Below are 20,473 nucleotides of genomic sequence, written 5' to 3'. Positions count from 1 at the left end.
ACATGAGCCAGTCACTCTCGGGAAAGGTCGCGCTGATCACCGGCGCCGCGCGCGGGCAGGGCCGGGCACACGCCGTGCGTCTTGCGGCCGAGGGCGCCGACATCATCGCGGTCGATCTCGCCGGGCCGCTGCCGCCGAGCGTCCCCTACGACTCGCCGACGCCCGACGATCTGGCCGAAACCGCACGGCTGGTGAGCGAAGGCGGCCGGCGGGTCGTCACCGCCGAGGCCGACATCCGCGATCTTGACGCGCTGTCCGCCGCCGTGGACAAGGCGGTCGGCGAGCTGGGCCGGCTCGACGTCATCGTCGCCAACGCCGGGATCTGCAGCCCCGCGCCCTGGGATCAGATCACCGCGCAGGCGTTCCGAGACACCATCGACACCAACGTGATCGGCACCTGGAACACCGTGATGGCGGGGGTGCGGCACATCATCGACGGCGGCCGCGGCGGCTCGATCATCCTCATCGGTTCGGCGGCCGGCATCAAGATGCAGTCGTTCATGATCCATTACACCGCAAGCAAACACGCGGTCGTGGGGATGGCGCGGGCGTTCGCCGCCGAGCTCGGCCGGTACAACATCCGCGTCAACAGCCTCAACCCCGGCGCCGTCGCCACGCCGATGGGCACCGGCCGGATGCGGGAAGCGTTACAGGCCGCCGCGGACGACTACCCACACCTGCGGGGCATGCACAAACCGCTGCTGCCCGAGGGCATCGCGCAGCCCGAGGACATCGCCGACGCCGTGGCCTGGCTGGCCTCCGACCAATCCAGATTGGTGACCGCGACCCAGGTGTCGGTCGACATCGGCGTCGGGTACGTGTGATGCGCGGCCTGGCCGGCAAGACATTTGTGGTCGCCGGGGGCGCCACCGGGATCGGCGCGGCCACCGCCGAACGCCTCGCCACCGAAGGCGCCCGTGTTGCCATCGGCGACAACAACATTGCGGGCGCCGCCGCCACCGCGCAGCGCATCGTGTCGGCCGGCGGCCACGCGGTCGCCGTCGAGTTCGACCTCGCCGACGAGCAGTCGGTGCGGCGCCTCGTCGAGACGACGCTCGACGAGTTCGGGGCCGTCGACGGCCTGCACAACGTGGGCGCCGATCTGTCCGAGGGAAACCTGGGACGCGACACCACGATTCTCGACACCGACATGGACGTCTGGCAGCGCACGCTCGACGTCAACCTGCTCGGGTACGTCCGCACGATCCGCGCGGTCCTGCCGCACCTGCTCGCCCGGGGTGGGGGCAGCATCGTGAACACCTCGTCGGGCGCCGCGCTGGGCAGCGACCCCATGCACGTCGCCTACGGCGCCTCGAAGGCGGCGGTGAACCACCTGACCCGGCACGTGGCCGTCAACTGGGGCAAACACAACATCCGCAGCAACGGGGTCATGCCGGGCCTGGTGATGGGCGAGACCCAGGAGCGCCAAAACGACGTCGCGCTCCAGCAGGCCTTCCTGACGTTCGGCAAGACCAGCCGGCTGGGCAAGCCGGACGACCTCGCGGCGATCACCGCGTTCCTGCTGTCCGACGAGGCCGAGTGGATCACCGGCCAGGTGTGGTACATCGGCGGCGGGTCGCACCTGCGCCAATAGCCCGAACCCCCCGGCAGGCAGAATGGTGGGGTCAAGTCCGCGGCGGGATCGAGAAGGAGCGGCATGCCCACCAGCGAATATCGGGTGAGCGGGATGAGCTGCGCGCACTGCGAGGCCGCCGTCCAGGGCGAGGTCGCCGGGATTCCCGGCGTCGACGGCGTGACGGTCAGCGCCGACACCGGCCGGCTCGTCGTCACCAGCGCGGTGCCCATCGACGCGGACGCCGTCCTCGCCGCGGTCGACGAGGCGGGCTTCCAGGCCGTCCAGGTCGCATGAGCACGCCCCCGCGAAACATCGACGAGGGCACCCTCCCCGAGGACACGCCGGCCGCCGCGCCCCCCATCGAGCTCGAGATCACCGGGATGACCTGCGCCTCCTGCGCCGCCCGGATCGAAAGAAAGCTCAACAAGCTCGCCGGCGTCTCGGCCACCGTCAACTATGCGACCGAGACGGCCGCCGTCAGCGCCCCCGCCGGGTACGACCCACGGATCCTGATCGCCGAGGTCGAAAAGGCCGGTTACGCGGCCGCCCTGCCGCGACGTTCGCCGGTGCGCGACGCCGACCTGACTTCGCTGCGCCGGCGGCTGATCGCCGCCGCCGTGCTGGCCGGCCCGGTGATCGCCATGGCCATGGTTCCCGCGTGGCAGTTTCACCACTGGCACTGGGCGTCGCTGGCGCTGACGGCGCCGGTCGTCCTGTGGTGCGGGCTGCCCTTCCACGCGGCCGCCTGGGCCAACCTCAAACACGGCGTCGCCACCATGGACACCCTGGTCTCGATCGGGACCCTGGCCGCGTTCCTGTGGTCGCTCTACGCGCTGTTCCTCGGGACCGCCGCCCAGCCGGGCATGCAGCACGACTTCGAGCTCACGGTCGGGCGCGATGACGCCCCGTGCCACGTCTACTTCGAGGTGGCCGCCGGCGTCACGCTGTTCGTCCTGGCCGGCCGTTATTTCGAGAAGCGGGCCAAGCGGTCCGCCGGCGACGCGCTGCGCGCGCTGGTGGCGCTGGGCGCCAAGGACGTCGGGGTCTTGCGTGACGGCACCGAGACCCGGCTCCCGATCGAGCGGCTCGCGGTGGGTGACCAGTTCGTGGTGCGTCCCGGGGAACGGATCGCGACCGACGGGGTCGTCGTCACGGGTTCCTCGGCGGTCGACGCATCGATGCTGACCGGCGAGTCGGTGCCCGTCGAGGTCGGAGCGGGCGACGCCGTCACCGGCGGCACCGTCAACGCCGGGGGCCGGCTTGTCGTCCGGGCCACCGGGATTGGCGACGACACCCAGCTGGCGCAGATGGCCAAGCTCGTCGAACGGGCCCAATCGGGCAAGGCACGTGTGCAGCGCCTCGCGGACCGGGTCTCCGGCGTGTTCGTTCCCGTCGTCCTGGCGCTCGCGGTGGCGACCCTGGGCGGCTGGCTCGCGGCGGGCTTCTCGCCCACCACCGCGCTGACGGCCGCCGTCGCGGTGCTCATCATCGCCTGCCCGTGCGCGATGGGCCTCGCGACTCCGACCGCCCTACTGGTCGGCACCGGCCGCGCGGCCCAGCTCGGCGTCCTCATCCAGGGGCCCGAAGTGCTGGAGTCCACCCGCAGGATCGACACGATCGTGCTCGACAAGACCGGCACCGTCACCACCGGCCGAATGGCCCTGGTCGACGTGGTCGTCGGGGCGGGAACCGACCGCGCCACGCTGTTGCGCTACGCCGGTGCCCTGGAGGCCGCCTCCGAACATCCGGTCGCGCAGGCCATCGCCCGGGCCGCCGCGGCGCAGCTCGGCGCGCTCCCCACGCCCGCCGATTTCGCGGGTGTCCACGGCATGGGCGTGCACGGCACGGTCGACGGCCACGCCGTCGTAGTCGGGCGCGCGAGCCTGATGGACGAGCGCGGTGCGCGCCTCGACGCCGCGCTCGCCGCGGCCAAATCCCGCGCGGAGGGCGACGGCAAGACGGCCGTCGTCGTCGGCTGGGACGGCGCGGCGCGGGGGCTCCTGGTGCTCGCCGACACCGTCAAGCCGTCCAGCGGCGACGCCGTGCGCCAGTTCCAGCGACTCGGCCTGACCCCGGTGCTGCTCACCGGCGACAACCACACCGTCGCCGTCCGCATCGCCGCCGAACTCGGCATCGCCGAGGTGATCGCCGAGGCGATGCCCGACGACAAGGTCGCGGCCGTCAAGCGTCTGCAAGCCGAGGGCAAGGTGGTCGCCATGGTCGGCGACGGCGTCAACGACGCCGCCGCGCTGGCCGCCGCCGATCTGGGTCTGGCCATGGGCGCGGGCACCGATGTCGCGATCGAGGCGGCCGACCTCACCGTGATCCGCGACGACCTGCGGGCTGCGGTGGACGCGATCCGGCTCTCCCGCCGGACGCTGGCCACCATCAAGACCAACCTGGTGTGGGCGTTCGGCTACAACCTCGCCGCGATCCCCCTCGCCGCGCTCGGCATGCTCAACCCGATGCTGGCCGGCGCCGCCATGGCGCTCTCCAGCCTTCTCGTCGTCGGCAACAGCCTGCGGCTGCGCTCGTTTACCAGCGTCATCACGGACGCGTGAACCTGGCGAAGCGTTGAGCCGGCGGGCCGCGATCGTATGGGATAGTGAGTCCGGCCGCCGGCCGCCGAGACGCCGCCCGGCCCCTTGACGATCACGACAATCACCGCACCCTCGCGCAGCGATCGATCTAGCAAAGGTCACGACCGTTGGAGCAGTTCTTCGGGCAACTGTCCCTGCTGCATGGCTGGTTTCCGCCCGCCGTTCAGGGCCTCGCGTTGCTCGTGCTGATCGTCGCGATCCAATGGCGCGCGCGAAGTTGGCTCAAGCGAGTGCTGCCCGTGGCGCTGATCGCGGCCGTCGCGGTGACCGCGCTGTCGCGCTGGTACATCACCTCGCTCGGGGTGGCCGGGGATCCCGCGCCGACGACGCTGTGGTTGTGGATCGCGATGAGCGGCCTGGCCGCCGCGGTGTTCCTGGTGGGCTGGCGGGGCGCGCGCTGGTGGCGCCGCGGGGTGGCCGTGCTGTCGATACCGCTGTGCGTCCTGTGCGCGGGCATGGCGCTCAACGGCTGGGTGGGCTACTTCCCCACGGCGCTGGCCGCGTGGAACCAGCTGACCTCGGTGCCGTTGCCCGACCAGGTCGACCGCCTGCGCGTCACCGAGATGCAGATCGCGGGAACGAGGCCCACCAAGGGCGTCGTGGTGCCGGTCGACATCGACTCCTCGGCCTCCCATTTCGCCCACCGGCGGGAATTGGTCTATCTGCCACCGGCATGGTTCAACAGCAATCCCCCGCCCCGGCTGCCGGCCGTCATGATGATCAGCTCGGCCTTCAACACCCCGGCGGATTGGCTGGGTCCGGGCGGCGCCTTCACCGCCATCGACAACTTCGCCGCCGCGCATCACGGTTTCTCGCCGGTGCTGGTGTTCGTCGATCCGACCGGGTCGTTCGACAACGACACCGAGTGCGTCAACGGCCCCCGCGGCAACGCCGCCGACCACCTTTCCAAAGACGTCATCCCGTTCACGGTGTCGAACTTCGGCGTCAGCGCCGATCGGGCCAACTGGGGCGTCGCCGGCTGGTCGATGGGCGGTACCTGCGCCGTCGACCTGGCCGTCATGCACCCGGAGCTGTTCAGCGCGTTCGTGGACATCGCGGGCGACCGCGGTCCCAACGTCGGCTCCAAGGACCAGTCCGTCGCGCGGCTGTTCGGCGGGGATCAGGCCGCGTGGGCCGCCTTCGACCCGGTCACCGTGATGACCAAGCACGGTCACTACACCGGCCTGTCCGGATGGTTCGACGTGCCCGTCTCCTCGGGGCCCGGCAACCTCGCCGAACAGGCCAGTCCGACCCTCGTCGCGTCCAGCGATCCCGCCGCCAACCCCGAGGGCCAGGACGCCGCCGCGAGGTCGCTGTGTGCGGTCGGCACCGCGCACGGCATCGCCTGTGCGGTGGTCACCCAGGAGGGCAAGCACGACTGGCCGTTTGCCGCCCAGGCGTTTGCCACCGCCCTGCCGTGGCTGGCTTTTACGCTTGGAACTCCCGCCGCCGAACCCGTGCAATTGCCGCAACGCGGCGCCGGCGAACCGCATTGATCCTCGCTGGTCGGGTCGCCGTCAGCGGCCGCGATGTCCGCCGAGAGAATTCACAGCTGACCCTCCCGTAACGCAGCCGACTATTTGGGCCTTTGAATGGTACGGTTCGCTGCTGTGGCCTCGGTGTTTTGCGCGAACGGCGGTCCCTGCGGGGACCCGCCCGGTACGCAACGCGCCGCCATCCGTTTCCGAATGACCGGGCCGAAATCTCCTTTTCTGCGCCCATCCCTTTTGATCGACGTCGCCCCTTCGCAGCCATGAACCGCCGCCAGTTTCTTGGATCGCTCGCCGCGTCGGTGGTTGCCGGCGTCGGGACGGCGCGGCTCATCGTCGACCCGCAGCCGCGCACGTTCGCCCAGACGCCCGGCGTCGACATACCGACTTCGGGCCCGACCGCCCCGCAGGCCCTGCTGCCGCCCCCGCCGCTCAGCGCCCGCATCCCCCTGCCCGGCGGCGGCGCATTGATGAAGCTCCCGGGCGAAGGCGACCTGCTCGCGCTGACCGTCGACGACGGCGTGAACAGCGAAGTGGTCCGTGCCTACACGCAGTTCGCCAGGGACACCGGCGTGCGGCTGACGTACTTCGTGAACGGGATCTACGACTCGTGGACCGAAAACTCCGAGCTGCTCCGGCCGTTGGTCGACAGCGGGCAGATCCAACTCGGCAACCACACCTGGTCACACCCGGACCTGACCACACTGACCAAAGAGCAAGTCGCCGAACAGCTCACACGAAACGACACGTTCTTGAAGAAGACGTACGGCATCGGCGCGAAACCCTATTGGCGCCCGCCCTACGCCAAGCGCAACGCCGCCGTGGATGCCGTGGCCGCCGACCTCGGTTACAAGGTGCCCACCTTGTGGTCGGGTTCGCTGTCGGATTCGACGTTGATCACCGAGGACTACATCGTGCAGATGGCCGACCAGTACTTCACGCCGCAGGCCATCGTGATCGGGCACCTCAATCATCTGCCGGTGACGCACGTCTATCCGCAGCTCGTCGACATCATCCGCGACCGCAACCTGCGCACCGTCACGCTCAACGACGTGTTCCTCAAGACACCCTGACGGCGGCTACCGCCGGCGCCGGGCGCGGACTCGTTGGCCGACAACGTCTTCGACGTCTCGCGTGGATCCCCCAGTCGGCGCTCGCGCAGAAGCCGCGCTCCGGTGAGCCGAGCCCCTGGGCGGAAGAGGCGGCCGGAATTCCGTTAACCGCGAGATCTCTAAAAAATTAGAGACTGCTCTTCCGCTGGCGGGCGGTCCATTGTTACCGTTCCGTAATGCATCGGGCCGGGGGAGTATTCACAGTACTGCTGATAATTGCTTCGGCTCTGGTGGGCACCGGAATTGCGCGCGCCGACGGCGGGGACGAGCCGCAGTATGCGGACTTTTATGCCGCGCCGGATCCGCTGCCGCCCGGTAAACCCGGCGACCTGATCCGCACCGAACCGTCGCGGCTGGTGCTGGAGCCCTCCGGCCAGCTGGGCGCGATCATGGCGACCGGCACGCGAATCATGTACCGCAGCACCGACACCCGGGGCAACCCGATCGCGGTGACGGGCACCTATTTCGAGCCCTACAACGACTGGCCGGGCGCCGGGCCGCGCCCGTTGATCAGCTACGCGCCGGGTACCCAGGGGCAGGGCAATCAGTGTGCGCCGTCGCGAATGTTCAACCAGGGCATTCACTATTCGGGTGGCTGGGACATCATGTTCAACTACGAGGAACTGTTCGTCGCCACCATGGTCGCGCGCGGCTTCGCCATTGTGATGACCGACTACGAGGGCCTGGGCACCGCGCCGATGCACACGTATGTGGGGCGGGTGGCCGAGGGACAGGCGGTGCTCGATGCCGCCCGCGCCGCCATGCGCCTACCCGGCACGTCGCTGGATCCGCATGGGCCCGTGGCGTTTTGGGGCTATTCGCAGGGCGGCGGCGCGACCGCGTCGGCGGCCGAGCTCGCCTCGCAATACGCCCCCGACCTTCACATCGTGGGCACCTACGCCGGGGCGCCACCCGCCGACCTCAAGGAGCTGTTGCCCTATGCCGACGGCAGCGCGCTGGTCGGCGTCGTCGGGTACGCGCTCAACAGCGTCATGGCCGCCTATCCCGAGTTCGCCGACATCATTCGCTCCAAGATGACGCCGCGCGGGTTGGCGATGCTGGAATCGGTGTCACGCCAATGCGTCGGACAGACGTTGCTGGACTTCATGTTTCGTCACATCCAGCCCTACTTCACCGAGGACATCAATCAGCTGGTGAACGAGGAGCCGTTCAACAGCCTGTTCGAGGCGCAACGGCTCGGGCGCTTCAAACCGAACGCGCCGGTGATGATCGACAGCAATCGCTACGACCCGCTGGTGCCGTGGACCGCGGCCAACCAGCTCGGGCGCGACTGGTGTGCCCAGGACGCCGACGTCGAATTCCGCACCAACGAAGAGCCGCCGTTCCTCAACAAGCTCGTCATCAACCACGCGCTGCCGATGCTGGTCGACGGCGAACCAGCGATGCAATGGATCGCCGCCCGCTTCAACGGCGAGCCCACCACGCCGAACTGCGGTCAGTTCTAAAGCGCGGGCTAAGTCGGCGCCGATAAACTGGGGCGCATCGCTGCACGCAGAAAGCACAACGCGCCCGAGCGGCGCCGCCAACTCGCCGACGCCGCGATCGAATTGCTGGGCAGCAATGGGATGCACGGGGTCAGTCACCCGAAAGTCGACGACCACGCGGGCGTGCCGGCCGGCACCACATCGTTTTATTTCCGGACCCGCCGGGCGCTGGTGCACGCCATCGCCACCCGGCTGGCCGAACTCGACGTCGCCGACTTTTCGATGATGGCCGAACTGGCCGAGGATCACGCCACCCAGTTCACCGGCACCGCCGGCCTGGCCCGCATCGTCATGTACGTCAACAGCGAACCCTGGCTCACCCGCGCCAAGGCCCGCTACGAGCTGGCGCTGCTGGCCGGCCGGGACCCGGAACTGGCCGCGGCCCTTAGTGAGTCGGCGGACCGGCTCTACGCCCTGGCCCGCGACGTCGTCACCCAGTGGCACCCCGAGGGCAGCGCGCCGGATCCGGCATTGGTCGACGACCAGGCGACCGCCACCCTGGCCTTCATCAACGGGATCATGCTGACCTTCGTCGCGGGCCAGCCGGCCGTCGACGACCCCGAGCACCTCGACCGGCTCATCCAGGGCGTCATCGCCGGCGTCGCGCACGTGCGCGGTGACTGACCGCGTCGTCAGCGCGCGTCGAACATCCCGTCGATGAGCCGGTGCAGCACTTCCCGGGTCTCGTCGCGCGTGCGGTCCGGGTCATCGGCGGTGGCGATGACCATCGCGGCCTCGTCGAGCGCGCCGATGAGCACGTGCGCCAGCGGCCGCACCGGCTGCTCGGCCAACTCGCCGGCCCGTATCGCCTCGGTGAGCATCTGCTCGGTCATGCCCAGGCTGTACCGCTGTGCGACGTCGCGGAATCCCGCCCAGCCGAGCACGCTCGGCGCGTCCAGCAGGATCAGTTGCCGCACTTCGGGATCGGCGGACACCTCGAGCCAGGCGTCGACCGCGCCCCGGACCGCGGCCGTCGGCGTCGCCGCCCCCGACTCGGCGACCACCACGGCCATCCGCGCCATCACATCCTGCTCGACGACCTCGACGACCTCACGGAACAGCGCCGCCTTGTCGGCGAATTGGTGATACATCGCGCCGCGGGTGACCCCGGCGGCCGAGGCGATTTCGGGCGTTCCCACGTCGGCGTATCCCCGCAGGCCCCAGAGTTTGCGGGCAGCCGCGATCAGCGCCTCGCGGGTGGCCGCGGAGCGCTCCTCCTGGGTGCGTCTCTTGCTTTCCATACAACCTGTTGGTAACTTACGAACAGACAGCCTGTTTGTAAGTGTATCTCTGACGTAGGAGTCCTCATATGTCGACGATCGACATTAGTGCCGGAACCATCCATTACGAAGCAACCGGACCCGAGAACGGCAGGCCCGTGGTCTTCGTGCACGGTTACATGATGGGCGGCCAACTGTGGCGCCAGGTCAGCGAACGGCTGGCCGCCCGCGGATTGCGGTGCATCGCCCCGACCTGGCCGCTGGGCGCGCACCCCGAGCCGCTGCGCCGCGGCGCCGATCGCACCATCACCGGCGTGGCGGCCATGGTCGCCGAGGCGCTCGCCGCGCTCAACCTCGAGGACGTGGTGCTGGTCGGCAACGACACCGGCGGCGTCGTCACCCAGTTGGTCGCCGTGCACCACCGCGAGCGGCTGGGTGCGCTGGTGCTCACGAGTTGCGATGCGTTCGAACACTTTCCACCGCCGATCCTCAAACCGGTGATCCTGGCGGCCAAGTCGAAGACGACGTTCCGGGCCGTCGCCCAGGCCATGCGGGTGCCCACGGTGCGCAAGCGCGCGTTCGACGGCCTGACGCACCGCAACATCGACGACCTCACCGAGCTCTGGGTGCGCCCGGCGCAGTCGCTGCCGGCGGTCGCCGAGGACCTGCGCCAGTTCACCCTTTCCATGCGCCCCGAGGTGACGACGACGGTGGCGGCCAGGCTGTACGACTTCGACAAGCCGACGCTCGTCGCGTGGTCGGCCGACGACCTGTTCTTCGAGCAGGAGGACGGCGCCCGGCTGGCGGCGACCATCCCCAACGCCCGCCTCGAGGTGATCGCCGGGGCGCGGACGTTCTCCATGGTCGACCAGCCGGACCGCCTGGCCGATCTGCTGTCGACGGTCGCGGTGCGCGCGTAACGCATTCTGCTTCGCGGTCGTAACGCCACGGCGGAGATCCGAGCGGGATTTCGCCGTGGCGTTACGCTCGCGGGCATGGAACATGTCCTGCAGGGCCGGCGGATCCTGGTGACCGGCGCCGCCACCGGCATCGGCGCCGCCGCGGTAGGGGTCCTGATCGAGGCGGGCGCCGAGGTGGCCGCGACCTATCACCGGACGCCGCCACCGGAGGGCCTCGCCGCCAAGTGGTTTCAGTGCGACGCGCGTGATCCCGACGGCGTCTCGGCGACGGTCACGGACGCGGCGCACCACCTGGGCGGGCTCGACGTGCTGGTGAACGCCGCGGGGCTCTGGCAGGCCGGCATCCCCGGCTATATCGGCGCCGACGACATCTCGTTCCTGTTGGACACCAACGTCAAGGCAACCATCCTCACCAACCAGGCCGCCTACGCCGTCATGAGGGACCAGGACCCCAAGGGCGGACGGATCATCAACTTCGGCTCGTCGGAAGCCGTTATGGGCAGCCCGATCTCGGCCGTCTACGCCGCGACCAAGGGCGCGGTGCAGGCGTGGACGCGGTCGGCCGCCAAGGCCTGGGCCGCCGACAACGTCACCGTCAACGCCCTGGCTCCCGCCGTGCAGACGCCGGGTGCCGACCGGCTGCGCGACTTCCTCGGCCCCGACGCCGCCGCCCTGATCGATCAGCAGATGAAGATGATGATCCCGCTGGGCGGGACGCTGGGGGACCCCACCCGCGACCTCGGGCCGATGCTGGTGTTTCTGGCCGGTCCCGGCTCGGGCTTCATCACTGGGCAACTGCTGGCGGTGGACGGCGGCCTGATGATGGTGGGTGGATAGGCGGCACGCCGACCGCCGCCGGCCGCTACTATAAGACGGACCGTCTCGTCTCGTAGGGCAGGCAGAGTGAGGGTGAATCGGACCGATGGCTGACGACACGATTCAAGCGCTGCTGCGCAAGCGCCTATCCGATTCATCGATCGCGGTGAAATACGGTGATGCGCAATGGAGTTGGCGCCAGTATCTGGAGGGCTCGACGGCGCGGGCCGCGGCCCTGCTGGCCGCCGCCGATCCGTCCCGGCCGGTGCACGTCGGCGCCCTGCTGGGAAACACCCCCGAGATGCTGAGCCAGATGGCGGCGGCCGGGCTCGGCGGCTACGTGCTGTGCGGCCTGAACACCACCCGCCGTGGCGAGGCGCTGGCCGCCGACATCCGCCGCGCGGACTGCCAGTTCGTGGTGACCGACGCCGAGCACCGCCCGCTGCTGGACGGCCTGGACCTGGCGAACACGCGCGTCCTCGACACCTCGACGCCGCAGTGGGCCGAGCTCATCGACTCCGCCGGCGAGCTGACGCCGCATCGGCAGGTCACCGCGATGGACGCCTTCATGATGATCTTCACGTCGGGAACGAGCGGAAATCCCAAGGCGGTGCAGGTATCTCACTTCATGGCCACGGTCGCCGGGCTCAGCCTGGCCGAGCGATTCACCCTCACCGACCGGGACACCTGTTACGTGTCGATGCCGCTGTTTCATTCCAACGCGGTGGTCGCGGGATGGGCGCCGGCGGTGTGCTCGGGCGCCGCGATCGTGCCGGCGAAATTCTCGGCGAGCAACTTCCTCGACGACATCCGCCGCCACGGCGCCACCTACATGAACTACGTCGGCAAGCCGCTGGCCTACATCCTGGCCACCGCCGAACGCGACGACGACGCCGACAATCCGCTGCGGGTGGCGTTCGGCAACGAGGCCAACGACAAGGACATCGAGGAGTTCGCGCGCCGGTTCGGTGTGCAGGTCGAGGACGGCTTCGGGTCGACCGAGAACGCCGTCATCGTGATCCGCGAACCCGGCACGCCCAAGGGCTCGATCGGACGGGGCGCCGACGGGGTGGCCATCTACCACAGCGATACCGTCACCGAATGCGCGGTCGCCCGGTTCGACGCCGACGGGGCACTCGTCAACGCCGACGAAGCGGTGGGCGAGCTGGTGAACACGGCCGGCTCCGGTTTCTTCACCGGCTACTACAACGACCCGGACGCCAACGCCGAGCGCATGCGCCACGGCATGTACTGGTCCGGAGACCTGGCCTACCGCGACTCCGACGGCTGGATCTACCTGGCCGGCCGCACCGCCGACTGGATGCGGGTCGACGGCGAGAACCTGGCCGCCGCGCCCATCGAGCGGATCCTGTTGCGCCACAGCGCGATCAACCGGGTCGCGGTCTACGCCGTCGCGGACGGCCATGTCGGCGATCAAGTGATGGCGGCCGTCGTGCTCAACGACGGCCACACGCTGGCGCCCGACGAATTCGAGGCGTTCCTCGACGCCCAGCCCGACCTGTCCCCCAAGGCGCGCCCACGCTACGTCCGCATCGCCGCCGACCTGCCCAGCACCGCCACCCACAAGGTGCTCAAGCGCCAGTTGATCGCCCAGGGAACCGCGATCGGGCAGGGAGAAATGTTGTGGGAGCGCGAATCCCGCGGGACAGCCTATGCGGTCACGGGCTCCGGGGCGCCCTCCGGCGGATCTGCCCCTTCGACCGTCGCACCCGTTTGACCGGATCGCGGGTGGTGCCGGCGGCGATCTCGTCGCGCAGTTGGGAGATGTTGGAGATCTCCGCGTACAGCCCGCGGATCGCGTAGTCCAAAACGGCGAAGGAGTAGCGCTGTTCGGGGTCGTCGGTGATGCCGAGCTCGCGGGAACGCTGCCGCGACCACAGCGCCTCGTCGAGCCGGGCCCGGGTCGCGTCGAGATGGCGGTCCAGGGTGTCCAGGACGTGTTCGGGGTCCTCGCCGCGGGCCAGCCAGGTTTTGAGGATGACGGGGTGTTTGATGACCACTTGGTCCTGCCCCGGGAAGTGCTGCACCCAGCGGCGCAGCGCGTCGAGCCCGGCCTCGGTGGTCTCGTACAGGGTGATGGCGCGCTTGCCGGACTGGGCGCCGGTCTCGCTGACCATTCCCCGGGCCAGCAGTCTGGTCAGTTCGCGCCGCACGTGGCTGACCGACGGGGACCAGTAGAAGTGGCCGACGGACAGTTCGGCGCGCATCTTGATCTCGCCGGCGGTGAGTTGCTCGTCGTTGGCCGCCAGCACGCCCAGGACCAGGTAGGCGGTGACCGGAAGTCCGTTGCTGGTACGGGGACTCACGAACTGTCGGTTCCTTCCGCGGTGAAGTACGGAAGCGTCACGCCGGGACCGACGTCGTGGAATCGCACCCGCACGCGCAGGCCGACCTCGATGTCCTCCGGGGGCACACCGACGACGTTGGTCAGCATCTGATAGCCCTCGTCGAGCGTGACGATCGCCGGCGCATACGGCGGTTCGAACTCGGGTGTCACCGGCCGATAAACCACCGTCCAGCTGTAGATCTCGCCGCGACCGCTGCCCTCCCGCCAGTCGACGACCTCCGAAAGGCATTGGCGGCAATGCTCGGTCGGGGGAAAGTTCGCCACGCCACACCCCGCGCAACGCTGATAACGCAGCTGCCGCGACCGGCAGCCCTCCCAGAACGGCACGCTGACCTGGCTGCTCGCGTGCGGGACGGGGCCGGTTTGGGGTCGCAATGGATCAGAGGTCACCGTGGCTCGTCTCCCAAGATCAGCACCGTCGTGAACAACGCCCCCGCTCCCCCGTTGCTACACAACGCGATATGCGCATCGGGGACTTGGAGATCGCCGGCCTGGCCGCGCAACTGCTGAACCGCTCGGATGGCGCGCTGCATCATCTGCGGGTTGGAGCCCGCGTGGCTGAACGACATGGTCCCCCCGTCGGTGGTGATCGGATGGCTGCCGTCGATGGCGATGTGGCCATCGGCGACGAACGGCCCGCCCTCGCCGTCGCCGCAGAAGCCGAATGCCTCGAGCTGGCGGATGATTTCGAAGGAGAACGGGTCGTAGAGTTCCAGCACGTCGACGTCTTCGCGGCGCAGCCCGGCGTGGCTGAATGCGCACTCGGCCGCGCGCCTTCCCACCACACCGTTCACGTGATCGCCGCGCCGCCCGGCCAGGTCGTACGCCGGTGGGTGCTGGTAGGAGGGGCCGTGAAAGTCCGCGCCGCTGCCCAGGACGTAGATGGGTTGACTCTTGACGTCGATGGCTGCGACGTTGGCCACAACGAGCGCGCAGCCGCCTTCGGACGTTGTCGCGCAGTCCAGGAGATGGAACGGGTCCGCGATGGGCCGCGACGCGGTGATGTCCTCCGGCGCGAACGGGCCCCGCTGGTAGTAGACGGCTTCGGGGTTGCGCGAACCGTTGTTGCGGATGGTCGCGGCGACGAGCGAGAGTTGTTCGCGCGTGGTGCCGTAGACGTGCATGTGGCGCCGGGCGATGAGCGCGAATTCGGCGGTGGTGAACATGCCCCAGGGCGCGACGAATTCGTTTTCGGGCCGGGTCCACGGCGCGGTGGCCTCGTGGTCGCGGTATTCGCCGGCCTGCGCCGCGACCAGCACCACCACGTCCGCCATGCCGTGCTCGATCGCGGTGACCGCCTCGGTGATCATCCCGACCCCGAAAGCCAGGCCCTGCCAGGCCGGGCCGATCCGCAGGTCGTAGATCAACGAGGTCGACTGCGGGCTCGCGCTGATGCCGTCGACGTCGTCGAGGGTCAGCCCGGCATCGTCGAGCGCGCCCAGGATCGCCTTGATCGCCAGGCCGCGCGACGTTTCGCCGTCCAACCGACGTCCCTGCCGGGTGTTGTGCACCCCGACGATCGCCGCGGTGCGCCTCGTCGCGCTCACCGATGTTCCATTCCCGTTACCGCCGTTCAGTTTTCGTCCGCGACGACACCCAGGTAGGTGCCCCTGACCTCGTATCGTCTCCCGTCGCGGGTGATGGTGCCGATGATGGTGCCGGGCGCGGGGCTGTGATCGGTGCCGGCCACTTCCACGACGTCGATCCGCACGTCCACCGGTCGCGCCGTCTGCGGGTCGGTGATCTCGACGACCATCGCCACCGCGTGTTCGTCCTCGTCCCATTCCACGCTGGTGATGCGGTGGCGGGCGGTCAGCTCCATCACCACCGAATCCCGGCGCACCAAGAAGCGCACCGGCGCGCACAGCTCCCCGGCACGGGGCGGCACGCACAGGCTGACCGCCATGTCACAGGCCCGCCGGCCGGTCGCTGATGGTGCCCGAGCGCCGCAGGTCGGCCAGGTCCGCTTCGCTGTGCCCGAGAATGTCGGTGAGTACCTCTTGGGTGTGCTGCCCGTAGAGCGGTGGCACCCGCCGGATCCAGCGTCTCGGCCGGTCGAGGAATGCGAAAGGCATTCCGGTGCACAGGAAAGAACCGGCGACGGGATGGTCGACCGTCTCCCAGAAGCCGCGTGCGTGCAGGTGTGGATCGGTCAGCAGCGCCGCGGCGGGGGTGACGCGCGCGGCGGCCACGCCGGCGGCGCGCAGCGCGTCGACCGCTTCGGTCACCGAGCGCGTCGCGGCCCAGGCGCAGATCAATTTATCGATGTCGTCGGCCCGTTCGTCCCACGCGGTGTCGTGTAGATCCGGCTGGTCGAGCAGCCCGGCCAGCGACCCCCGGGCGGCGGCGTCCAGCGCGGCGAGCGCGACCCATTCGTCGTCGCCGCGACAGCGGTACACGCCCTGGGGGGACGCGCCGGGGCCGCGGTTCCCGTTGCGCCGCAGGACGATTCCGTTGCGCGAGTACTCGACCAGCATTTCGGCGGCCACGTTGAGCGCCGCCTCGACCATGGTCGATTCGACCTGCATGCCGGCACCCTCGCGGTCGCGGATCGCCAGTGCGGCCACGGCGGCGAAGGCGGCGTGCAAGCCGGCGATCGGGTCGCACACTCCGCGCGGAATCACGGGCGGACCGTCGGCGTGGCCGGTCATCCACGCCATGCCGGTCGCCTGCTCCATCGTCTGCGCGAACCCGACGCGATCGCGCCACGGGCCATCGAGGCCGAAGGCGGGCATCCGCACCATGATGGCGTGTGGGTTGGCGGCGCGGACCGCGTCCCATTCCAGGCCGAAGTTCGCCATCACCCGGGGCGAGAAGTTCTCGATGACCAGATCGCTGGCGGCGATGAGTTCCAGCGCGACGGATCGCCCGGCATCGGTGCCCAGATCGACGCTGACCCCGCGCTTGTTGTTGTTGCTGCACAAGAAGACCGGGCCCCACTCCCACCATTGATCCCAGTCGGGCGGGCGGCCCGCGGAGAACCGCATGCCGTCGGGCCGCCGGACGCCCTCGACCTTGATCACGTCGGCGCCCAGGGCGCCGAGCAGTTGCGTGGCGACCGGGCCGGCCCAGAACGCGGTGAAATCGGTGATCCGCACGTCGGACAGCGGAAGCGCGTCGGCCTCGTCGGTGCGGGGCGGCTCGGGTCGCGGCGGCCAGTGCAGGCGTGCGTTGTCGGCGCCGAGCGCCGGGGGCTGCCTGGGCGGCCTGGTCGCCATCGCCTCGCTGCGATACGGCACCCGCGGCGCCAGCACCCCGTCCCGCGATTCGACGAACACGCCGCGTTCCACGAAATGGTCCAGTTTGGGCAGCATCTCGGGAGACGCTATGGGGGCGACCGGGATCCGGAAGGCCACGGCGACGTCGACGATCTCCTGGGTGGTGCGGCTTCTGGTCCAGGCGGTGACCATGTCCAGGAACTCGTCGCGGCGCGCGACCCGTCCGGCGAAGGACGCCAGCTCGGCGTCGCCGACGAGATCGGCGCGGTCGATCATCACCAGGAAGTCCTGGAACTGCTGCGCGGTGATGGTGCAGAAGCCGACCATGCCGTCGGCGGTGGGAACGATCGACGGCAGCTCCAAACTGCGTTCGTGTAGCAGCGAATCGGGGCCCAGCACGCTCGCCGACATCGCCGATAGGCCGCCCATGGCGATCACCATGGCCTCGTACGTCGAGACGTCGATGACCCGGCCGCGGCCGCTTCGGGCGGCGTGCCGCGCCGTGGCCGCGGCGGCCGCCGCGGCGAACGTGCCCGCCAGCCATTCCCCGAGCCGCCCGCCGGCTTGCACCGGTTCGTCGTCCGGCCAGCCCCGCCCGGCGATCGATCCGCACAGTGCCTGCAGGATGAATTCGTTGGCCGCGACCTGGTTTTCGGCGTAGGGGCCGGTGGTGCCGAACGGTGTCACGGCCACCACCACCGCCGACGCGGCGCTGAGCGCGGTGATGCCGTCGAGCGTCCATCCGTCGGTCAGGTCGGTGAGCACGAGGTCGGCGCCGGCCAGCAGCGACGCGACCTCTGCCTGGCCGCGGTTGATCACCGACTTCTTGCCCGCGGCCAGATATCCGAACAGCGCCCCCGGTGGCCCGCCCGCCGCCGACCAGGCGCGCAGCGAATCGCCCTGCGGGGATTCGATTTTCACCACCTCGGCCCCGGCGTCGGCGAACATCTTCCCGCAGTAGGACACCGCCAGTCCGTTGCACAACTCCAGCACGCGCCAACCCGCGAACGGCGCCGCACCCGCCACGTTCAGTTACCCAGGGTGGTGGCGCGTCCGGCGATGCCCGCCGCCTCGGCCGTCACGGGCGCGGCCGCTCCGGCCTGCAGGGCGAACTGCGTCATCCGGGTCCACGCGTCCCGGTCGCGCTGGCTGGCTCGGCGGCCGACGTGGGTGACGACGTCGACATCGGTGGCCTGCGCGCGCAGCCGGCCGGCCCTCGCCTGTTCCTTCGGGATGTGTTGGAACGGGTCGAATGAGTACGCGGCCATGGCGTTTTCGTGGGTGATCTTGTCGATGACCCGGTCGTCGAGGTGGCCCATGGTGGCGATGATGTCCTCCGGCGCGAACGGCCAGTTGCTGTCGGAGTGCGGGAAGTCGGACTCCCAGCACAGCATGTCCTCGTTGAACCACTCCATGTTGTGGACGCCGACCTTGTCACTGATGAAGCAGGTGTAGAAATGCCGCTTGAACACATCGGTGGGACCACTGTAACCGGGCGGGAACGTCGCCAGCGTCCACCCCGAGTGACGGTTGTACACATGCTCGGCGCGCCAGAGGAAGTACGGTATCCAGCCGACGTCGCCCTCGGTGAGCGAGAACTTCAATTGCGGGAAGTCCGCCCAGAACTCCGCCCAGATCAGTTCGGTGAAGGTGAACATGCTCATCATCGACGACGCCGTCATCTGCACGCTGGGCGGCGCGTCGGTCGACACCTGCGGGGAGCGGGAGGCGGAGCCGACGTGCGTGCACAGCACCGTCTTGTTCTCGCAGGCGGCCTCGAACAGCGGATACCAGTACTTGGTGTGAATGCTGGGCATCTGCAACGCTTCCGGATTCTCCGAGAACGTCACCGCGTGACAACCCTTGTCGGCCAGGCGTTTGACTTCCTTGGCGGCCTCGGCCACATCGAACAGCGGCAGGATGCCGCACGGGATGAACCGGCCCGGGTACGCCCCGCACCATTCGTCGACGTGCCAGTCGTTGTAGGCCTTGATCATCACCAGGTTGACCTCGCGGTCGGGGCCCTGGTTGAGGACCTGGCCGGAGAATCCGGTGAAGTTCGGAAAGTTCAACCCCGCCAGCTGCCCGCCGGCGTTCATGTCGCGGACCCGCTCATCGACGTTGAAGCAGCCCGGCCGCATCTCGTCGTAGCGCGAGGCGTCGATGTTGTACATCTCGCGGGGCTTGCCGGCCACGGCGTTCAGGCCCATGTTTCGGCCGCGGACCTCGCCGTAGTACCACTGCTGGACGCCGTCGGGTTCGAGGACCACCCGCGGGGCGCGGTCCTTGTACTTGGCGGGAACGTGGGCGTCGAACATGTCGGCCGGCTCGGCGATGTGATCATCCACGCTGATCAGGATCAGATCGTCCTTGTTCATGCCGCGCTCCTCGGTCAATTTATAGTGACTAGTAGATAATGGTGCCGATCACAGTGTCAACGACGCGCGGTGCGTTGGACACAGCGCGCCGCCCTTGTGTCTTCCGCTGCATCGCAACGAGACAAGGCGCTGGCGGGCTTCGCGTCCTGTTCCTGGCGGCTCGGGCACGACGTTCCCGGCACATGTGGACTAATAGTCCACGTGATGCGGCTCCACCACACGACATCCTGCGGTGCCGGTGGGTCTCGCATGCCACCATGGGGCATGACCGGGCCCGGAAGGTGACGGAAGTTGAGCAGCAATAAGGCGGCGCGTCCGACCACCGCGGACGTGGCCCGGTTGGCCAGCGTGTCAACCGCCACGGTCAGCTACGTGCTGAACAACGCGCAGGGCCGGCGGATCTCCCCCGAAACCCGCGACGCCGTCTACCGCGCCGCCAAACTCCTCGGTTATCGGCCCAACCTCGCCGCCCGCAACCTCGCGCGCGGCAAAAGCGGTGTGGTGCTCTACGTGGTGCCGCACGTGGCCGTGGGCGAGATGCCGATGCAGGCGGGCAGCCGCATGACCACGGCGCTGGCCCGCCAGGGTCTGCTTCAGGTCCAGGTTTTCGAGACCGACGACGATCATCATGTCGTCGATGCGATCGAGAACCTGGACCCGGTCGCGATCACCAGCCTGTTCCCGCTGAGCGCGGCCGCCCGCGAGGCGGTGGCCAAGGCCGGCATCCCGCACATCGAGATCGGGACACTGCCCGCACTCAACAACCCGCATCTTTCGGTCGGCGAGATGCGAGTCGAGCACCTCGTCGAGCGCGGCCATCGGCGAATCGCCTTCGCGTACACCGGGGTTGACCGCTGGAGGCCGCTGGGCGACTACTGGTTCGAAGGCGTGTCGCGGGCCGCGCAGGCGCGCGACCTGCCACCCGTGCGAGTCGACCAGGTCACCCTGGACAACGCCGCCGACGTGGTCACCGGATGGGTGGGCGACGGGGTCACCGCCGTCTGCGCCCAAAGCGACGAGATCGCCTGCCTCGTCCTCTACGGCATCCATCGGGCGCGGCTGCGCTGTCCGAGCGACCTCGCGGTGATGGGTGTCGACGCGAGTCCCATGGGCATGGTCAGCACCCCACCGCTGACCACCGTGCAGTTCGACCCCTGCGCCGTCGCCGACGCCGCCCTCGCCGCCGTCTTCGAGCGGCTGGGGCAACCCGCCCCGCCCTCCCCCGAGCTCACGGACATCGCCCACCTGGTGGTGCGGGCGTCGACGTGAG

19 protein-coding genes are annotated in these 20,473 nt (G+C 69.4%); 12 read left to right on the top strand and 7 right to left on the bottom strand.

What is annotated here, in order from left to right; translation table 11 throughout:
* The first annotated feature begins 2 nt into the window (after window positions 1-2).
* From QGN30_RS02890 to QGN30_RS02855, 8 genes are all read left to right on the top strand, one after another.
* Complete coding sequence (locus QGN30_RS02890; RefSeq protein WP_038538251.1) at window positions 3-824, top strand: mycofactocin-coupled SDR family oxidoreductase; 822 nt, start codon at window positions 3-5, stop codon at window positions 822-824.
* The gene (locus tag QGN30_RS02885; protein ID WP_038538254.1) at window positions 824-1,594 is read left to right on the top strand and encodes an SDR family NAD(P)-dependent oxidoreductase; all 771 of its coding nucleotides are present in this window, start codon (window positions 824-826) and stop codon (window positions 1,592-1,594) included. The genes QGN30_RS02890 and QGN30_RS02885 overlap by 1 nt, the downstream gene beginning before the upstream one ends.
* Window positions 1,595-1,657: 63 nt before the next feature.
* Window positions 1,658-1,870 (top strand): heavy-metal-associated domain-containing protein, encoded by a 213-nt coding sequence (locus tag QGN30_RS02880; RefSeq protein ID WP_008262354.1) that lies wholly within the window; start codon window positions 1,658-1,660, stop codon window positions 1,868-1,870.
* Complete coding sequence (locus QGN30_RS02875; RefSeq protein WP_038538258.1) at window positions 1,867-4,137, top strand: heavy metal translocating P-type ATPase; 2,271 nt, start codon at window positions 1,867-1,869, stop codon at window positions 4,135-4,137. The genes QGN30_RS02880 and QGN30_RS02875 overlap by 4 nt, the downstream gene beginning before the upstream one ends.
* A gap of 146 nt (window positions 4,138-4,283) precedes the next feature.
* Window positions 4,284-5,672 (top strand): alpha/beta hydrolase, encoded by a 1,389-nt coding sequence (locus tag QGN30_RS02870; RefSeq protein WP_038538261.1) that lies wholly within the window; start codon window positions 4,284-4,286, stop codon window positions 5,670-5,672.
* Window positions 5,673-5,929: 257 nt separating this feature from the next.
* Window positions 5,930-6,739, top strand: a complete 810-nt coding sequence (locus tag QGN30_RS02865) for a polysaccharide deacetylase family protein (RefSeq protein WP_008262367.1) — start codon at window positions 5,930-5,932, stop codon at window positions 6,737-6,739.
* A gap of 215 nt (window positions 6,740-6,954) precedes the next feature.
* A complete protein-coding gene (locus QGN30_RS02860; protein ID WP_029384307.1) occupies window positions 6,955-8,244 on the top strand; it encodes a lipase family protein in 1,290 nt (429 codons plus the stop codon).
* Between the two features lie 102 nt (window positions 8,245-8,346).
* Complete coding sequence (locus tag QGN30_RS02855) at window positions 8,347-8,907, top strand: TetR/AcrR family transcriptional regulator (RefSeq protein ID WP_020188387.1); 561 nt, start codon at window positions 8,347-8,349, stop codon at window positions 8,905-8,907.
* 8 nt (window positions 8,908-8,915) lie between these two features.
* Here QGN30_RS02855 and QGN30_RS02850 read toward each other — a convergent pair whose 3' ends face one another.
* Window positions 8,916-9,524, bottom strand: coding sequence for a TetR/AcrR family transcriptional regulator (locus QGN30_RS02850; RefSeq protein WP_014383532.1), 609 nt, complete (start codon window positions 9,522-9,524; stop codon window positions 8,916-8,918).
* A 68-nt stretch (window positions 9,525-9,592) separates the two neighbouring features.
* On the opposite strand from QGN30_RS02850, the gene QGN30_RS02845 reads away from it, so the two are divergent.
* The 3 genes from QGN30_RS02845 (at window position 9,593) to fadD1 (ending at window position 12,977) form a co-directional block, all read left to right on the top strand.
* Window positions 9,593-10,423: an alpha/beta fold hydrolase gene (locus tag QGN30_RS02845; protein WP_038538264.1), complete on the top strand. Its 831-nt coding sequence runs from the start codon at window positions 9,593-9,595 to the stop codon at window positions 10,421-10,423.
* A 75-nt stretch (window positions 10,424-10,498) separates the two neighbouring features.
* Window positions 10,499-11,260 (top strand): SDR family NAD(P)-dependent oxidoreductase, encoded by a 762-nt coding sequence (locus tag QGN30_RS02840; protein WP_009953161.1) that lies wholly within the window; start codon window positions 10,499-10,501, stop codon window positions 11,258-11,260.
* A gap of 85 nt (window positions 11,261-11,345) precedes the next feature.
* Window positions 11,346-12,977, top strand: coding sequence for a fatty-acid--CoA ligase FadD1 (fadD1, locus tag QGN30_RS02835; RefSeq protein ID WP_038538267.1), 1,632 nt, complete (start codon window positions 11,346-11,348; stop codon window positions 12,975-12,977).
* On the opposite strand, the gene QGN30_RS02830 is transcribed toward fadD1, so the two are convergent.
* Genes QGN30_RS02830 through QGN30_RS02805 form a run of 6 tightly spaced genes read right to left on the bottom strand, consistent with a single transcriptional unit; the run spans window position 12,919 to window position 19,203 of the window.
* Window positions 12,919-13,566 (bottom strand): PadR family transcriptional regulator, encoded by a 648-nt coding sequence (locus QGN30_RS02830; RefSeq protein WP_009953158.1) that lies wholly within the window; start codon window positions 13,564-13,566, stop codon window positions 12,919-12,921. The genes fadD1 and QGN30_RS02830 overlap by 59 nt on opposite strands.
* Complete coding sequence (locus tag QGN30_RS02825; protein ID WP_026071103.1) at window positions 13,563-13,997, bottom strand: Zn-ribbon domain-containing OB-fold protein; 435 nt, start codon at window positions 13,995-13,997, stop codon at window positions 13,563-13,565. The genes QGN30_RS02830 and QGN30_RS02825 overlap by 4 nt, the downstream gene beginning before the upstream one ends.
* On the bottom strand, window positions 13,994-15,154 hold the full coding sequence (locus QGN30_RS02820; RefSeq protein WP_009953155.1) for a thiolase family protein: 1,161 nt from the start codon (window positions 15,152-15,154) through the stop codon (window positions 13,994-13,996). The genes QGN30_RS02825 and QGN30_RS02820 overlap by 4 nt, the downstream gene beginning before the upstream one ends.
* 26 nt (window positions 15,155-15,180) lie before the next feature.
* Window positions 15,181-15,513 carry a hypothetical protein gene (locus QGN30_RS02815; protein WP_009953154.1) on the bottom strand — a complete coding sequence of 111 codons (333 nt, stop codon included), beginning with the start codon at window positions 15,511-15,513 and terminating at the stop codon, window positions 15,181-15,183.
* Window position 15,514: 1 nt separating this feature from the next.
* Window positions 15,515-17,851: a CaiB/BaiF CoA-transferase family protein gene (locus QGN30_RS02810; RefSeq protein ID WP_038538272.1), complete on the bottom strand. Its 2,337-nt coding sequence runs from the start codon at window positions 17,849-17,851 to the stop codon at window positions 15,515-15,517.
* Between the two features lie 2 nt (window positions 17,852-17,853).
* On the bottom strand, window positions 17,854-19,203 hold the full coding sequence (locus tag QGN30_RS02805) for an amidohydrolase family protein (RefSeq protein ID WP_009953152.1): 1,350 nt from the start codon (window positions 19,201-19,203) through the stop codon (window positions 17,854-17,856).
* A 291-nt stretch (window positions 19,204-19,494) separates the two neighbouring features.
* On the opposite strand from QGN30_RS02805, the gene QGN30_RS02800 reads away from it, so the two are divergent.
* Window positions 19,495-20,472, top strand: coding sequence for a LacI family DNA-binding transcriptional regulator (locus tag QGN30_RS02800; RefSeq protein WP_038538275.1), 978 nt, complete (start codon window positions 19,495-19,497; stop codon window positions 20,470-20,472).
* Window position 20,473 lies beyond the last annotated feature (1 nt).

The organism is Mycobacterium sp. 3-98 (genome assembly GCF_035918355.1).
Taxonomy (GTDB): domain Bacteria; phylum Actinomycetota; class Actinomycetes; order Mycobacteriales; family Mycobacteriaceae; genus Mycobacterium; species Mycobacterium intracellulare.
This window is presented reverse-complemented; position numbering and strand designations above follow the sequence as displayed.

Excerpts from the sequence above, each read along its gene's own strand:
- QGN30_RS02845 (WP_038538264.1), top strand. The coding sequence starts at position 9,593 with ATGTCGACGATCGACATTAGTGCCGGAACCATCCATTACGAAGCAACC.
- QGN30_RS02840 (WP_009953161.1), top strand. The coding sequence starts at position 10,499 with ATGGAACATGTCCTGCAGGGCCGGCGGATCCTGGTGACCGGCGCCGCC.
- QGN30_RS02875 (WP_038538258.1), top strand. The coding sequence starts at position 1,867 with ATGAGCACGCCCCCGCGAAACATCGACGAGGGCACCCTCCCCGAGGAC.
- QGN30_RS02805 (WP_009953152.1), bottom strand. The coding sequence starts at position 19,203 with ATGAACAAGGACGATCTGATCCTGATCAGCGTGGATGATCACATCGCC.
- fadD1 (WP_038538267.1), top strand. The coding sequence starts at position 11,346 with ATGGCTGACGACACGATTCAAGCGCTGCTGCGCAAGCGCCTATCCGAT.
- QGN30_RS02860 (WP_029384307.1), top strand. The coding sequence starts at position 6,955 with ATGCATCGGGCCGGGGGAGTATTCACAGTACTGCTGATAATTGCTTCG.
- QGN30_RS02815 (WP_009953154.1), bottom strand. The coding sequence starts at position 15,513 with ATGGCGGTCAGCCTGTGCGTGCCGCCCCGTGCCGGGGAGCTGTGCGCG.
- QGN30_RS02885 (WP_038538254.1), top strand. The coding sequence starts at position 824 with ATGCGCGGCCTGGCCGGCAAGACATTTGTGGTCGCCGGGGGCGCCACC.
- QGN30_RS02890 (WP_038538251.1), top strand. The coding sequence starts at position 3 with ATGAGCCAGTCACTCTCGGGAAAGGTCGCGCTGATCACCGGCGCCGCG.
- QGN30_RS02850 (WP_014383532.1), bottom strand. The coding sequence starts at position 9,524 with ATGGAAAGCAAGAGACGCACCCAGGAGGAGCGCTCCGCGGCCACCCGC.
- QGN30_RS02865 (WP_008262367.1), top strand. The coding sequence starts at position 5,930 with ATGAACCGCCGCCAGTTTCTTGGATCGCTCGCCGCGTCGGTGGTTGCC.
- QGN30_RS02880 (WP_008262354.1), top strand. The coding sequence starts at position 1,658 with ATGCCCACCAGCGAATATCGGGTGAGCGGGATGAGCTGCGCGCACTGC.